This window comes from Burkholderia latens (assembly GCF_001718795.1).
Taxonomy (GTDB): Bacteria; Pseudomonadota; Gammaproteobacteria; order Burkholderiales; family Burkholderiaceae; genus Burkholderia; species Burkholderia latens_A.
In genome coordinates this window covers 813,409-828,649 of record NZ_CP013437.1, presented here as the reverse complement: position 1 = coordinate 828,649, position 15,241 = coordinate 813,409, and the positions used below count along the sequence as shown (strand labels likewise).

Below are 15,241 nucleotides of genomic sequence, written 5' to 3'. Positions count from 1 at the left end.
GATTGACGGGCCGTGACGGCACGAACCGCGCGTTCGTGCGCGCCCAACCAGCGGGTTTGCGTCGAACGCGCGCGGGTGGCGGCCGCGGCCTGAAAACAGGCGAATCGTCCTATCCGCGCCGCCACTGCGCTGGCAGAGTGAGTGCATCGTTCCTACCCATCCGGAGTCCGGCGTGTCCGACCTCAACTCTTCCAGCACGCTTACCTATCGCCCGTTCGCCGAAACCGATCTGGCCGCCGCACATGGCCTGTCGCAAGCGGTCAAGTGGCCGCACCGGCTCGACGACTGGCGCTTCGCATTCCAGCTCGGCAGCGGCTTCGTCGCCGAAGACGAATCGGGAATCGTCGGCACCGCGCTCGGCTGGCGCTTCGACGATGCACACGCGTCGCTCGGCATGGTCATCGTGTCGCCCGAGCGCCAGGGCCGCGGCATCGGCCGCGAGCTGCTCGCGCGCGTCGTCGACAGCCTCGGTGCGCGCACGATTTTCCTGCACGCGACGCCATCCGGCGAGCCGCTGTATGTCAAATTCGGGTTCGACGCGATCGGCACGATCGACCAGCACCAGGGCGCGGCCTTCCAGCCGCCGCTGATCTCGCTGGCCCCGGGCGAGCGGCTGCGCCCGCTCGGCACCAACGACGGGCCGCGCCTCGCCGCGCTCGCCTCGCGCGCGGCCGGCTACGGGCGCGGAGCCGTGATCGACGCGCTCCTCGACGTCGCGAACGGGATCGCGCTCGATCGCGACGGCGAACTGCTCGGCTTCGCGCTGTTCCGCCGCTTCGGCCGCGGCCACGTGATCGGCCCGGTCGTCGCACCGGACGCGCTGCGCGCGCAGGCGCTGATCAGCCACTGGCTCGCGCTGCACGAGGGAATGTTCGTGCGCCTCGACGTGCCGGGCGACAGCGGGCTGTCGGACTGGCTGCAGGGGCTCGGGCTGCCGCGCGTCGACACCGTCGTCGCGATGGCGCGCGGCACGGCGCCCGCCGGCGACCCGGCGCTGCGCACGTTCGCGATCGTCAACCAGGCACTCGGTTGAGCGGCGCGCACGATGAGCTTTCTCTACAAGGCCGACCCGGTGCGCGGCGCGCAATGGGCGCAGCGCTTCGCGTTGCAGGCGCCCGACCTGCCGTTCCGGATCTGGCCGGACGTCGGCGATCCTGAAGCGGTCCGCTACCTCGCAGCATGGCAGCCGCCCGACGATCCGGCCACGCTGCTGCCCAACCTCGAGGTCGTGTTCTCGGTCGGCGCCGGCATCGACCAGTTCGACCTGTCGCGCGTGCCCCCGCACATCCCGGTCGTGCGGATGATCGAGCCCGGCATCGTCGAGGGCATGGTCGAATACGTGACGCAGGCCGTGCTGACGATCCATCGCGACCTGTTCGACTACGCGGGGCAGCAACGCGCGCAACGCTGGCGCGAGCACCCGGTACGCGCGGCTGCGTCGCGGCGCGTGGGCGTGCTCGGTCTCGGCACGCTCGGCCAGGCCGTGCTCGACATGCTGCGGCGCTTCGGCTTCCCGTGCGCCGGCTGGAGCCGCACGCCGCGCACGCTCGACGGCGTCGACTGCTACGCGGGCGACGCGGCCCTCGACGCGTTTCTCGCCCGCACCGACATCCTGATCTGCCTGCTGCCGCTCACCGACAGCACGCGCGGGCTGCTCGGCGCGCGCGTGTTCGATGCGCTGCCGGCCGGCGCGTCGCTGGTCCAGGTCGGACGCGGCCCGCAGCTCGACGAAGGCGCGTTGCTCGCGGCGCTCGCGAGCGGCCGGCTCGACAGTGCGATCCTCGACGTGACGGACCCCGAACCGTTGCCCGCCGGTCATCCGTTCTGGACGCATCCGCGCATCCGGATCACGCCGCACATCGCGAGCGCGACGCGACCCGACACCGCGGTCGACGCCGTGCTCGCGAACCTCGCACGCCATCGCGCGGGGCAGCCGATGGTGGGCGTCGTCGACCGCACGCGCGGCTACTGACGTGCGCGCGCGGCCCGGCCGGGCGCGCAGCAGAAAATGCCGCAACGTCCCGTCGAAACGCCACGTCCGTACGTTTCCGGCAGCAAATTGAAAACGCATGCACAGCGGCCGCCCGGTAGCATGAACTCACCGCTGACACCCGACGAGAGTCCCCCTGCCATGAACCGAGCCGAGCTGATCGAAGCCGATCGTCAACATCTGATCCACCCCGTCGTCAATTACCGTGCGCACGAGGCGCGCGGCGTCACCGTGCTCGAATCCGCACACGGCGTATTCCTGCGCGACGCCGCCGGTCACACGCTGCTCGATGCGTTCTCCGGCCTGTGGTGCGTGAACGTCGGCTACGGCCGCGACAGCATCGTCAAGGCCGCGGCCGACCAGATGGCGAAGCTGCCGTACGCGACCGGCTATTTTCATTTCGGCTCGCAGCCCGCGATCGAACTGGCCGAGCGGCTCGCGGCGCTTGCGCCGCCGTCGCTGAATCGCGTGTACTTCACGCTGGGCGGTTCCGACGCGATCGACTCCGCGGTGCGCTTCATCACGCACTATTTCAATGCGACCGGCCGCCCGTCGAAAAAGCAGATGATCGCGCTCGAACGCGGGTATCACGGTTCGTCGTCGATCGGCGCGGGCCTCACTGCGCTGCCCGCATTTCACCGCCATTTCGACCTGCCGCGCGCCGACCAGCACCATATCCCGTCGCCGTACCCGTACCGCCATCCGCTCGGCGACGACCCGCAGGCGCTGATCGCCGCGTCGGTCGCCGCGCTCGACGCAAAGGTCGCCGAGCTCGGCGCGGACAATGTCGCCGCGTTCTTCTGCGAACCCGTGCAGGGTTCCGGCGGCGTGATCGTGCCGCCGGCCGGCTGGCTGAAGGCGATGCGCGACGCGTGCCGGCGGCTCGGGATCCTGTTCGTGGCCGACGAGGTGATCACCGGCTTCGGCCGCACGGGCCCGCTGTTCGCGTGCGAGCGCGAGCAGGTCGATCCGGACCTGATGACCGTCGCGAAGGGGCTGACCGCCGGCTATGCGCCGATGGGCGCCGTGCTGATGTCCGATGAAATCTACGAGGGGATCGCCGGCGACCGCGCCGATTCGCCGGTGATCGGCCACGGCCATACCTATTCCGCGCATCCGGTCAGCGCGGCGATCGGCCTCGAAGTGCTGAAGCTCTATCACGACGGCGGGCTGCTCGCGAACGGCCAGGCGCTGGCGCCGCGCTTCTCCGCGGGGCTCGATGCGCTGCGCGCGCATCCGCTTGTCGGCGACGCGCGTTCGGTCGGCCTGCTCGGCGCACTCGAACTGGTCGCCGACAAGGCGCACAAGACGCGCTTCGACCCGGCGCTGAACGTGCCCGACAAGATCGCGGCGGCCGCGTACGCGAACGGCGTGGTGTTCCGCGCATTCGGCGACGGCGTGCTCGGTTTCGCGCCGGCGCTGAGCTTCACCGCCGGCGAGTTCGATCTGATGTTCGAACGCGTGCGCAAGACGCTCGACGACGTGCTCGCCGATGCGGGCGTACAGCGCGCGCTCGACGCCGCGCACGCGCAGGCAGCCTGACGGGCCAAGGGAAAGCCGGGCTTGTGGCGGCCATCGTTCGACTCTAAAGTAACCGGACATTCCATTTTTTCCGACTCACGTGAACATGACGGACAGCAAGCTGGATCGCATCGACCTGCGCATCCTCTCCCAGTTGCAAAAGCGCGGCCGCATGACCAACGTCGAACTGGCCGATGCGGTCGGGCTGTCGCCCAGCCCGTGCCTGATCCGCGTGAAGCGGCTCGAGAAAGCCGGCTACATCGGCGGCTACGGCGCGCACATCCAGCTGGAGAAGCTCGGCGACGTGCAGGTCGTGTTCACCGAAGTCACGCTGGCCGACCATCGTCGCGAGGACTTCGACCGTTTCGTCGCGGCGATCCGCAACGTCGACGAGATCGTCGAATGCCACCTCGCGAGCGGCGGCTACGACTATCTGCTGAAGTTCATCACGCGCAGCGTGAGCCACTACCAGACGATCGTCGAAGGGCTGCTCGAGCAGAACATCGGCATCGAGAAGTATTTCAGTTACGTGATCATCAAGTCGCCGTTCGTCAAACGGCACTATCCGCTCGAATCGCTGTTCGGCGAACGTCACTGACGCACCTGCGCGGCACCCTGCAACGCGGCAGCCCGCTGTCCGCGCGGGGCGCTCGCGCGCCCGCGCCGCCGTTGCCGCCGAATCGCTCATCCAAGGAACTGCCATGCCGCTTACGCTGACCCGCACCGAACTCCTGCGCCGCGCCAACCTGATCGACGGCGCGTGGCGCGACGCACTCGACGGCCGCCGCTTCGCCGTTACCGATCCCGCGACGCTCGACATCGTTGCGCATGCACCGGACAGCGACGCCGCCGATGCGCGCGCGGCAACCGATGCGGCCGTGCGCGCGCTGCCCGCGTGGCGCGCGACGCCCGCGCGCGATCGAGCCGCGATCCTGCGCGCATGGCATGCGTCGATCGTCGCGCACACGGACGATCTCGCGAAGCTGATGTCGCGCGAACAAGGCAAGCCGCTTGCCGAAGCGCGCGGCGAAGTCGCATACGGCGCGTCGTACGTGCAGTGGTTCGCGGAGGAAGCGACGCGCACGTACGGCGACCTGATTCCGCAGCAGCAGCGCGGCAAGCGGCTCAGCGCGGTGAAAGAGCCGATCGGCGTCGTCGCCGCGATCACGCCGTGGAATTTCCCGCTCGCGATGATCGCGCGCAAGATCGCGCCCGCCCTCGCGGCCGGTTGCACGGTCGTCGCGAAGCCTGCGGAAGACACGCCGCTGACCGCGCTCGCACTCGCGTTTCTCGCGCAGGAAGCGGGCGTGCCGGCCGGTGTGCTGAACGTGGTTACCGCGTCGCGCGAACGCGGGATCGACGCCGCGGCCGACTGGCTCGCCGACGCCCGCGTTCGCAAGATCACGTTCACCGGCTCGACGGCCGTCGGCAAGCTGCTCGCGCGCGAGTCGGCAACGACACTGAAGAAGCTGTCGCTCGAACTCGGCGGCAATGCGCCGTTCATCGTGTTCGACGATGCGGAGCTCGATGCGGCCGTCGACGGACTGATGGCCGCGAAGTTCCGCAACGGCGGGCAGACGTGCGTATCGCCGAATCGCGTGTACGTGCAGGCCGGCGTCTACGAACCGTTCGCCGCGAAGCTCGCTGCGCGCGTCGCCGCGCTGAAGGTCGCGCCGGCAACCGACCCGGCCGCGCAGATCGGCCCGATGATCAACGCGCGCGCGGTGGACAAGATCGCGCGGCACGTCGGCGACGCGGTCGAGCGCGGTGCGCGCGTGCTGACGGGCGGCACGCGCCTGCCCGAACTCGGGCCGAACTACTACGCGCCGACCGTGCTCGCCGACGCGACCGCCGACATGCAGCTGACCTGCGAGGAAACGTTCGGGCCGGTCGCCGCGCTGTTCCGCTTCGACACCGAGGACGAAGCCGTCGACGCAGCGAACGACACGCCGTTCGGGCTCGCCGCGTACTTCTACACGCAGGACGTGCGGCGCATCGCGCGCGTGTCGGCGCGGCTCGAAACCGGCATCGTCGGGATCAACGAAGGCGCGCTCGCGAGCGAGGCCGCGCCGTTCGGCGGTGTGAAGGAGTCGGGCTACGGGCGCGAAGGCTCGCGCTACGGCCTGGACGACTATCTGTCGATCAAGTACCTGTGCCAGGGCGGGCTCGACTGAAGCGGCGCGCCGGCGCGCCCAATTCTGGTGCGTCGCCCCGCTGCACGGCGCGGCGCCGGCAGCGGGCGCCGTGCCGCACACGTTTGCGGAATCCGCGCTGCCTTCGCGTCGCGTGCGGACCTCGATTTCCGGGCGTACCTGCCGTTAACCCGGATTTGACCCGCGCCGCTGCCCTTGCAGCCGGCCTTCCCGCACGAGCGCGAGCATGCCTGCATTCACTTCGATCGAGAACGTTGCCGACTGGGCCGGGCGCCATCACCTGATCGTCGGCGTGATCGGTACGCTGATGTCGCTCGCCGCCCTCGGCATCAGCGCTGCAACGTTATGGGCCGCGCGCAGCGAAGTCGTCGAACATGCACACGAGACGTCGCGCAACGTCGCGGCCGTACTGGTCAGCGAGATCGGCCGCACCGTCGAAACGTCCAACAACGCGCTGGTGTCGCTCGCAGCCGATCTCGGCAACCCCGCGGTCGTGCGCATGGACGCAGGGCTGCGTCATGACGTGCTGTTCGAGCGCACGGCCGCGCAATACGTGACCGGCATGGGCGTGACGAACCGGTACGGGCAACTGATCGACGGCTGTTGCGGGACGACCCACAACTGGGACTTCAGCGATCGCGACTACTTCAAGGTCCATCGCGATGCGGACAACGTCGGCCTCTACGTGTCCGAAGCGTATCGCGCACGTTCGCGCGGTGGCACGGAATCCATTGCGCTGTCGCGGCGCATCGAGCGGCCGGATCACACGTTCGACGGGATCGCGGTCGTCGCGGTCGACCTCGCGTATTTCGACCGGCTGCTGTCCCGACTGAACGTCGGGCAGCATGGCGTCAGCGCGATCGTGCGCGCGGACGGCACGATCCTCGCGCGCAATCCGCCGCTGAGCGATCACCAGATGGTGCGGCTGCGCCGGTCGAAGTCGTTCGAGCGGATGGTGAGCCGCGAATCGGGCTTCTATGCGGCGCGCTCGAGTATCGACGGCATCGTGCGGCTGTACACGTACCAGCGCGTGCCGGGCACGCCGCTGATCGCCGTCGTCGCGCCGGCCGAGCGCGACGTGCTGGCCGGCATCACGCGCCTGTCGTGGACGGTCGGCGTATCGGCGTCCGTGATCGGCGCGCTCTTCTGCGCGGTCGTGTGGCTGCTCGCGTTCGCGCTGCGCGACAACCTGCGCAAGCAGGCGCTGCTCACCGACCTCACGCGCACCGATCCGCTGACGGGCCTGCACAATCGCCGCTCGCTCGATGCGGCGCTCGCCGACGAATGGGAGCGGCTGCAGCGCGGCAGCGGCGGCAGCCTGTCGGTGCTGTTCATCGACGCCGATCACTTCAAGCAGTACAACGACCGCTACGGCCATGCGCAAGGCGACACCGCGCTGCGCTTTCTCGCAGAATGCATTCGCACGAACGTGCGGCGGCGCGGCGACATCGCCGCACGCTACGGCGGCGAGGAATTCGTCGCGGTGCTGCCCGATACCGACGAGAACGGTGCCGCGGAAGTCGCGGAGGCCGTCCGCCGCGCGGTCGAACAGAACCGGCTCGTCGGCTTCGATGCGACGATTCCGCCGTTCACGGTCAGCATCGGCTGCGCGACCGGGCATCGCGGGCACCCGCGTTCGGTGCACGCGCTGTCGCATCAGGCCGACCTCGCACTCTATGCGGCGAAGCGCCAGGGCAGAAATCGCGTGTGCCGGGCGGAAGCGCAAGCGCTCGGTCAAACGGCGCGTTCGTAGCGGCTCGGGCCGTTCACGGACGCCCGCGCGGCGCGCAAACGATTGGGAGATTCACAGCCGCAAATCCTTAATGTACCGTCTGGATAATCAGGAAAGCTAGCCAATATTTACATCGAAGGATTGCCAGATGCGTAACAAACCGTTCACGATTCGCGCGAAGCTGATGTTCGCGTTCGGATTTCTGACCTGTGTCGTCCTGCTCGTATCGCTGCTCGGCATCGTGGCGCTCAGCCGCGTGAACGCGACGTTCTCCAACTACGTGCACGGCATCAACGCTCGTGCGACGCTCGCCGATCAGGTGCATGTCGCGGTAGACCGGCGCGCGATTGCCGCGCGCAACATCGTGCTCGCGACCTCACCGCAAGACGTCGAACTCGAAAAGGCTGCGGCGCTGCAGGCGGACCGCGACGTCGGTGCAGTGCTCGCGCAGCTGCGGCTCGCCGTCGGCGTCGGAGCCGGCGCCCAAACCGACGCAACCGACAAGGCCCGCGAATTCGTTGGACAAATCGACACGATCGAGGCGAGCTACGGTCCTGTCGCTCGCGCGATCGTCGATGCCGCGGCGAACAATCGGCGCGATCAGGCAATCACGATGATCAACGAACAGTGCCGGCCGCTGCTGGCCAAGCTCGTCGCCGCGACCGACGCCTATACGGCGTACACGCGTGCGCGGGCCGCGCAGCTGGTGACCGAGTCGGCCGAGCGCTATGCGGCACAGCGCCTGCTGCTGGTGCTGATCTGCGTCGCCGCGGCGGCAGGCGCGATCGTGGCCGGGCTCGTCATCGCACGCGGCGTGATCCGCTCGCTTGGAACGGAGCCCGCCGCGCTCAGCGACATCGCGCGCCGGATCGCGGCCGGCGACCTCGCGGGCGAATCGACCGGCGGCGCCGCGCCGAGCGGCAGCGTACTCGCATCGATGCGGGAAATGCAGGCAAACCTCGTGCGGTTAATCTCGCAGGTCCGTGCCGCATCGAGCAACGTCGCGACGGGCGCGAGCGAAATCGCGTCCGGCAATCTCGACCTGTCGTCGCGCACCGAGCAGCAGGCCGCATCGCTGCAGGAGACCGCGTCGAGCATGGAGCAGTTGACGTCCACCGTGCGGCTGAACGCCGACAACGCGCAGCAGGCGAGCGCGTTGGCCAACGACGCGTCGGAAGTCGCGCGGCGCGGCAGCGCGGCCGTCGGTTCGATGGTCGACACGATGACGGACATCAGCTCGAGCTCCGCCAAGATCGCCGACATCACCGGGATCATCGAAGGCATCGCGTTCCAGACCAACATCCTCGCGCTCAACGCGGCCGTCGAGGCTGCCCGTGCAGGCGAGCAAGGGCGCGGCTTCGCGGTCGTCGCGAGCGAGGTCAGAAGTCTCGCGCAGCGCTCGTCGAGCGCTGCGAAGGAAATTCGCGAACTGATCTCGCAGTCGGTGCAGAAGATCGCGGACGGCTCGCATCTCGCGGGCCGCGCGGGGGAAACGATGGTCCAGGTGACGCAGGCTGTCGCGCGGGTCACGGACATCATGGGCGAGATCGCGTCCGCATCGAACGAGCAAAGCCGCGGCATCGAGCAGGTCAACCTGGCCATCACGCAAATGGACGAGGTAACGCAACAAAACGCGGCGCTCGTCGAAGAGGCCGCCGCCGCGTCCCGATCGCTCGAGGAACAGGGAAACCGGCTCGCCGAAGCGGTGGGCCTGTTCCGGCTCGACGCGCGCAGTGCGGGCGCATAGCCGCCCGCCTCCGTGCCGCCGTTGCGGCCGTTGCGGCTGGTGCAGCCGGATCGATCCGGCCGCAAACGTTCAGCATCACGAATTCACCAAATAGTGAGAATTTTGGCCCGCCGACCGCGGCCCGCAACAAATCCTTAACGGCTGCGTCACGATCGCACACGACAATCCGCCATCTTTCACCCCGAGGATGGAGTTTTGCATGTTCGCGTCACGAAGCCGTTTCCCGCTGCACGTCGCAGCGCTGTCGAGTGCGATCGTTCTTGCTGCCTGCGGCGGCGGCGACGACGTCGTATCGCCCGCCGCGACCAGCGCGGCGATGCCGGCGCCGCCGGCCGACCCCGGCTTCGTCGATAGCGCGCCGGTGCCGAGCGTGCCCGCGTTCGTCGACAACATCGCGACCAACCAGCGCGGCGATGCGCGCTACGCGACGCTGTCGACCAACGCGGCGGTGCGTGTGGTGAGCCGTTTTCTCGACCTGTGGCAACCGTCGACGATGCTCGTCGATGCGGGCGTGAACGCGCCGGCCAACGGCGCATTCCCGGCGATCGTCGCGTCGACCTGCTCGGGCCTGCCCGGCAGCGGCACGCCGTGCGGCACGATCCTGAACGCGACGGTACTGGGCGCCAACGTACAGTACGTGATCGACGCGACGGCCGCACGCACGCCGCAGCAAGCCGAGGCCGCGTACTTCGACGACCGGCGCGGCAAGGGCTACAGCGTGACCGACGGCATGGGGCCGCTCACCGACGCATGGCGCACCGCGGCCCAGCAAACGACCAGCATCACGAGCATTCCGGCCGATGCGACCACCGTGCTGTACAACGATTCCGGCAACAACGTCGGTGTGGGCAGCAGCACCAATGCAAGCTTCGGCAAGGTCGTCGATCTGCTCAACGAGATGGGCAACAACGCATCGACCGAGCCGGCGAAGCGCTTCTACAAGTATGCACGGCCGTACCGCTGGAGCACGAGCGTCGTCGTCGCGCCGACGCTCGTGCCCGCCGAAAGCACGACGCCCGCCACCGACGGCGGCTTCATCAGCGGTCACACGTCCGAAGCGGTGCGCGACGCAATGACGATGGCGTGGCTCGTGCCCGAGCGCTTCCAGGAGATGGTCGGCCGCGGCCTCGAACTCGGCGAGAACCGGATCCTCGCCGGCATGCACTCGCCGCTCGACGTGATCGGCGGCCGGATGCTCGCGCTCGCGATCAGCGCGGCGAACCTGACCGCGTATGTGAACGATGCGCAGGCCGCGTATGCACAGGCTCATCAGACGCTGCAGCAGCTCACGGGCACGACCGGCACGACGTTCGCCGCGTTCGCGCACTCGGGCACGACGGCAACCGACCGGTTCGCCGATTACACCGCGAACAAGGCCGCGTTCCTGCGCCGCATGACGTTCGGCTTCGGCGCGATCGAATCGACCGACGCGCCGCCCGTGGTGCCGAAAGGCGCGGAAATCCTGCTGCAGACGCGCTTTCCGTATCTGAGCGCTGACCAGCGGCGGGTCGTGCTGAAGACCACCGAAATGCCGTCCGGCTATCCGGTGATGGACGATGCGGAGGGCTGGGGCCGGCTGAACCTGTTCGCCGCGGCCGACGGTTACGGCGTGTTCAACGGCAACGTCGTCGTGTCGATGGACGCATCGCAGGGCGGATTCAATGCGGCCGATCTGTGGCGCAACGATATCGCCGGCGCCGGCAAGCTGACGCTGCAAGGCACCGGCACGCTCACGCTCGCCGGCAACAACAGCTATACCGGGGGCGCGCAGGTGAGCGGCGGCACGCTCGCTGCCGCGTCGGCGAGTGCATTCGGCAATGGCGACGTCTATGTGGGCGCCGGCGGCAGCGTACGGATCGCGGCCGCCTCGCCGGTGACGGTTGCGACGCGCTACACGCAGCTCGACAACACGACGCTCGAACTCGACATCGACGGCCACGGCGGCGGACGGCTGCGCGTCGGCGGCCCGCTTACCGTCGCGGGCGGCACGCTGCACGTGAAGTTCGTGAACGGCTATGCGCCGAAGGCCGGCGACACGATCGCGCTGATCGACGGCGCTGCCTCGGCGGCGAAGTTCTCGACGGTGACGGTCGACGGGTTCAAGGCAACGCCGGTTTATACGGCGACCGGCGTGTCGGTCACGTTGTCGGCGTCGTAACGGCGGCGAGGCTCAAGGTTCGACGGTTCACGTCGAACCTCCGCCGGCATGCGGCGCGCGCGCCACCGTCAACGCGGATCGAGCCCGCTGCGTTGCAGAATGGCGGCGGCCTCCGCCGGTTACACGGGCCGCGTAAAGTCGTGGCGAGCCCGTGCGCGGCGCGCGCTTGAGGGAAGCGCCTGACGGTTGCCCCGCTCTCGCCGCCCGGAAAGGCGCGATCCAACCTACGCAAAACGCGTTCCGTACGCAGGTACGCGCATTGCTCCCCGCATCGGGATTCAACGGACCCGGCGGGCAACGACGTGACGAGCACTTCAGGCGACATTCACATCGGCATCTCGGGCTGGCGCTACGACGGCTGGCGCGGCACCTTCTATCCGAAAGGGCTGAAGCAGGCCGCCGAGCTGCAGTACGCGTCGCACCGGATGCAGACGATCGAGATCAACGGCACGCATTACAGCCTGCAATCGCTGGACAGCTGGCGGCACTGGTACGACGAAACGCCGCCCGGATTCACGTTCAGCGTGAAAGGTGCGCGCTACCTCACGCACATGCTGCGCTTTCGCGATGAGGCGGCGACAGTCGCCTGCGCCAATTTCTTCGCGCAAGGGCTGCTCGCGCTGAAGGACAAGCTCGGGCCGATCCTGTGGCAATTTCCGCCGTCGCTACGCTTCGACCCCGAGCACATCGCGCATTTTCTGAGCCTGTTGCCGCACGATACCGAGGCGGCGCGCGCGCTCGCGAAGCAGCACGATCGCCGCGTCAGGACGCCTTATGTGCGCACCGATGAAACGCGCCCGCTGCGTCATGCGATCGAAGTGCGCCACGCGAGCTTCGTCGATCCGGCCTTCGTGAAGCTGCTGCGACGCCACAAGGTCGCGCTCGTCGTCTCCGATTCGACCGAACCCTGGCCGCAGTTCGAGGACCTGAGCGCCGACTTCGTCTACATGCGGCTGCACGGCACCGAAACGAAGTATTCCGGCGAATACTCGGACGCGGCGCTCGAGCAATGGGCGCGCAGGATCGAGTCGTGGCGCCGCGGCGAACAGCCCGGCGATGCGCATCTCGCGGCGCCGGACCTGTCGCCGCCGCGTGCGCGCTCGCGCGACGTGTACTGCTACTTCGACAACGACGCGAAAACGAACGCACCGTTCGACGCGCAGCGTCTGATGGAACGCCTCGGCCTGCATGCGCATGCGGCAGCGGCCGGATGAAACGGCATGCCGCGCGGCGGCAGCCCGCCCGACGAACCGCCAACCACAAGGAGAACAACGATGACCCTGCTCATCTACCTGCTCGGCTGGATCATTTTCATCGCCGGCGTCGCGTGGGGATTGATGACGCTGCACGTATCGCAGCACATCATCGAGATCGTCGCCGTCATTCTGTTCGGCGTCGCGGTGATCACGGGCGCGACCCGCGCACGCCATCGCGACCGGACGTAGCGTCCGCGTCGCCGCCGCGGTCGGAGCGCCGCGGCGCCGGTTCAGCACGCCGGTCCGATGTATGCGGCGAGGTCTTCCGGCGTGCCGGCCGGAAACGCGTCCTTCAGGTGCTCGAGAAACGCGGAAACGCGCGCGCTCAACAACCGCCTCGACGGATAAAGCGCCCACAGCGCGATTTCCGGCCCCGGCACGTCGCCCCAGCTGACGAGCGTGCCCGCCGCGAGCTCGTGGCTCACGAGCGACACGGGCAGGCAAGCGGCGCCGACGCCGAGCCTGACCGTATCGCGCACGATAAGCAGCGACGACAGCCGTACGACCGGCTCGAACCGGATGCGCGCCCTGCCGGTCGGGCCGACGACGTCCCACGCATCGCGGCCGTCGTCCCCGCCGCGGACGATGGCCGGTACGGCCGCATCGCCGGCCGGTCGCATCAGCGCAGGCGCCGCGACGACGACGAGCCGGTCGCGCAGCAGCACGCGGCCGATCAGGCTTTCGTCCGGGTCGGGGTTCACGCGGATCACCAGGTCGTAACCTTCGTCGATCATGTCGACCGGGCGGTCTTCCGTCGTAACGTCCGGGCGCACGTCCGGATATTTGGCGACGAACGTCGCCACGAGCCTGCCCATCGCCAGCTGGGAAAACAGCGTCGGCGCGCTGATGCGCAGCCGCCCGCGCGGGCGCTCGCCGCCCGACGCGATCGCCGACGCGCTGTCGGCCAGCTCGGTGAGCAGCGCGCCCGTGCGCTCGTACAGCGCGCGCCCTTCCTGCGTGAGCGTCACGCCGCGCGACCCGCGTTCGAACAAACGCAACGCGAGGCTGTTCTCGAGTTCCGTCACGCGGCGCGACAGCGTCGCCTTAGGGCGACCGGCCGCGCGGGCGGCTTCACCGAAACTGCCGTGACGGGCGACGAGATTGAAATCGGCGAGAGCGAGCAGGTCCATGCGTTCCACCAATGAGACACCTCGTCTATTTACCATACCTTCCGGATCATGTGTGGATCACTTAACTTACCTGGGCAGTCAACTCAACCGTAACCCCAGGAGTGAACATCATGACCATCCTCGTTACCGGTGCGACCGGCCGTGTCGGCCGCCAGGTCGTCCATCAACTCGTCGAGCGCGGCGCCGACGTGCGCGTGCTCGTGCGCGATCCGTCGAAGGCCGATTTCCCGGCCGCGGTCGCGGTCGTCCAGGGCGACATGCTCGATCTCGACGCGATGCGCACCGCATTCGCCGGCGTGCGCACGCTGTTCCTGCTCAACGGCGTCGCAGGCGACGAGTTCACGCAGGCGCTGATCGCGCTGAATCTCGCCCGCGATGCGGGTATCGAGCGCGTCGTCTATCTGTCGGTGCTGCACGCCGACCGCTTCGTGAACGTGCCGCACTTCGCGGTGAAATCCGGCGCGGAGCGGATGATCGAACAGATGGGTTTCAGTGCGACGATCCTGCGGCCCGCGTATTTCATGGAAAACGATCGGATGGTCAAGGACGCGATCGTCGGCCACGGCGTGTATCCGATGCCGATCGGCAGCAAGGGCGTCGCGATGGTCGACGTGCGCGACATCGCGGAAGTCGCCGCCTTCGAGTTGATCCGCCGCAACGACGCGCCGGGCAAGCTGCCGGTCCAGACGATCAATCTGGTCGGCCCCGACACGCTGACCGGTCCGCAACTGGCGTCGATCTGGTCCGACGTGCTGGGCCGGCCGGTCGCATACGGCGGCGACGATCCGGCCGCGTTCGAGAACAACCTCGCGGGCTTCATGCCGAAGTGGATGGCATACGAGATGCGGCTGATGGCCGAACGCTACGTCAGCGACGGGATGGCGGCTCAGGCCGGCGACGTCGAACGGCTGACCGCGATCCTCGGCCGCCCGCTGCGCACGTACCGCGACTTCGCGGTCGCGCTGGCGCGCTGAGCACTGCGCCGCGCCGCGCCGCGCCGCGCCGTCATGCAGCGTCATGGCGGCGCGCCTATAATCGGCGTTCCCCGCGTGTCGACGGCCGGCTTCGCGCCGGTGTCGCTCCCGCATGCGCAACACTGGATCTGGAGACGAAATGCCCCTTCCCGCCGTTCCGTTTGCCGAATCGTTCGACCTCGAATCCGCATTCGCCGATGTTTCGGACTACTGGTCGCCGAAGATCGTTGCGCAGGTCAACGATCAGTACGTGAAGGTCGCGAAGGTTCGCGGCCAGCTCGTGTGGCACGACCATGCGCACGAAGACGAGCTGTTCTTCGTCGTGCGCGGGCATCTGAAGATCGAGTACGAAGGCGGCCGCGTCGTGGACTTGCCTGCCGGCTCGATGCATGTCGTGCCGCGCGGCACGCAGCACAATCCGGTGGCCGACGACGAATGCTGGATCGTGCTGATCGAGCCCGTTCAGACCAAACACACCGGCGACGTGCAGTCGCCGCTCACGCGGTCGATCGACGAGCAGTTGGGTCAGGCTCGCTGAAGCGTGCATCGCGCCGGCGAGCGCGGCGGTGGAATCCGCCGT

The 15,241-nt window shown here is 68.5% G+C and carries 13 protein-coding genes; 12 read left to right on the top strand and 1 reads right to left on the bottom strand.

What is annotated here, in order from left to right; translation table 11 throughout:
- The first annotated feature begins 172 nt into the window (after positions 1-172).
- From WK25_RS19205 to WK25_RS31775, 10 genes are all read left to right on the top strand, one after another.
- Entirely contained in the window at positions 173-1,033 is an 861-nt protein-coding gene (locus WK25_RS19205) for a GNAT family N-acetyltransferase (RefSeq protein ID WP_059545523.1), read from the top strand.
- A gap of 12 nt (positions 1,034-1,045) precedes the next feature.
- Positions 1,046-1,972, top strand: coding sequence for a 2-hydroxyacid dehydrogenase (locus tag WK25_RS19200; protein WP_038571939.1), 927 nt, complete (start codon positions 1,046-1,048; stop codon positions 1,970-1,972).
- 159 nt (positions 1,973-2,131) lie between these two features.
- A complete protein-coding gene (locus WK25_RS19195) occupies positions 2,132-3,532 on the top strand; it encodes an aspartate aminotransferase family protein (protein ID WP_069242388.1) in 1,401 nt (466 codons plus the stop codon).
- Between the two features lie 85 nt (positions 3,533-3,617).
- Positions 3,618-4,109 (top strand): Lrp/AsnC family transcriptional regulator, encoded by a 492-nt coding sequence (locus WK25_RS19190; RefSeq protein ID WP_006749694.1) that lies wholly within the window; start codon positions 3,618-3,620, stop codon positions 4,107-4,109.
- A 103-nt stretch (positions 4,110-4,212) separates the two neighbouring features.
- Positions 4,213-5,685 carry an NAD-dependent succinate-semialdehyde dehydrogenase gene (locus tag WK25_RS19185; protein WP_069242387.1) on the top strand — a complete coding sequence of 491 codons (1,473 nt, stop codon included), beginning with the start codon at positions 4,213-4,215 and terminating at the stop codon, positions 5,683-5,685.
- Positions 5,686-5,890: 205 nt separating this feature from the next.
- Positions 5,891-7,417, top strand: a complete 1,527-nt coding sequence (locus WK25_RS19180) for a GGDEF domain-containing protein (RefSeq protein ID WP_059545531.1) — start codon at positions 5,891-5,893, stop codon at positions 7,415-7,417.
- 127 nt (positions 7,418-7,544) lie between these two features.
- A complete protein-coding gene (locus WK25_RS19175; RefSeq protein ID WP_069242386.1) occupies positions 7,545-9,143 on the top strand; it encodes a methyl-accepting chemotaxis protein in 1,599 nt (532 codons plus the stop codon).
- Between the two features lie 199 nt (positions 9,144-9,342).
- On the top strand, positions 9,343-11,301 hold the full coding sequence (locus tag WK25_RS19170; protein ID WP_069242385.1) for a phosphatase PAP2 family protein: 1,959 nt from the start codon (positions 9,343-9,345) through the stop codon (positions 11,299-11,301).
- 302 nt (positions 11,302-11,603) lie between these two features.
- Complete coding sequence (locus WK25_RS19165; RefSeq protein WP_069242384.1) at positions 11,604-12,515, top strand: DUF72 domain-containing protein; 912 nt, start codon at positions 11,604-11,606, stop codon at positions 12,513-12,515.
- 60 nt (positions 12,516-12,575) lie between these two features.
- The gene (locus tag WK25_RS31775) at positions 12,576-12,746 is read left to right on the top strand and encodes a hypothetical protein (RefSeq protein WP_167432658.1); all 171 of its coding nucleotides are present in this window, start codon (positions 12,576-12,578) and stop codon (positions 12,744-12,746) included.
- A 41-nt stretch (positions 12,747-12,787) separates the two neighbouring features.
- Here WK25_RS31775 and WK25_RS19160 read toward each other — a convergent pair whose 3' ends face one another.
- Positions 12,788-13,687 (bottom strand): LysR family transcriptional regulator, encoded by a 900-nt coding sequence (locus WK25_RS19160; RefSeq protein WP_069242383.1) that lies wholly within the window; start codon positions 13,685-13,687, stop codon positions 12,788-12,790.
- Positions 13,688-13,797: 110 nt separating this feature from the next.
- Between WK25_RS19160 and WK25_RS19155 the strand changes: the two genes are divergently transcribed.
- Positions 13,798-14,661, top strand: coding sequence for an SDR family oxidoreductase (locus WK25_RS19155; RefSeq protein ID WP_069242382.1), 864 nt, complete (start codon positions 13,798-13,800; stop codon positions 14,659-14,661).
- A gap of 139 nt (positions 14,662-14,800) precedes the next feature.
- Positions 14,801-15,199 (top strand): cupin domain-containing protein, encoded by a 399-nt coding sequence (locus tag WK25_RS19150; protein ID WP_038571919.1) that lies wholly within the window; start codon positions 14,801-14,803, stop codon positions 15,197-15,199.
- The last annotated feature ends 42 nt before the right edge of the window (positions 15,200-15,241 follow it).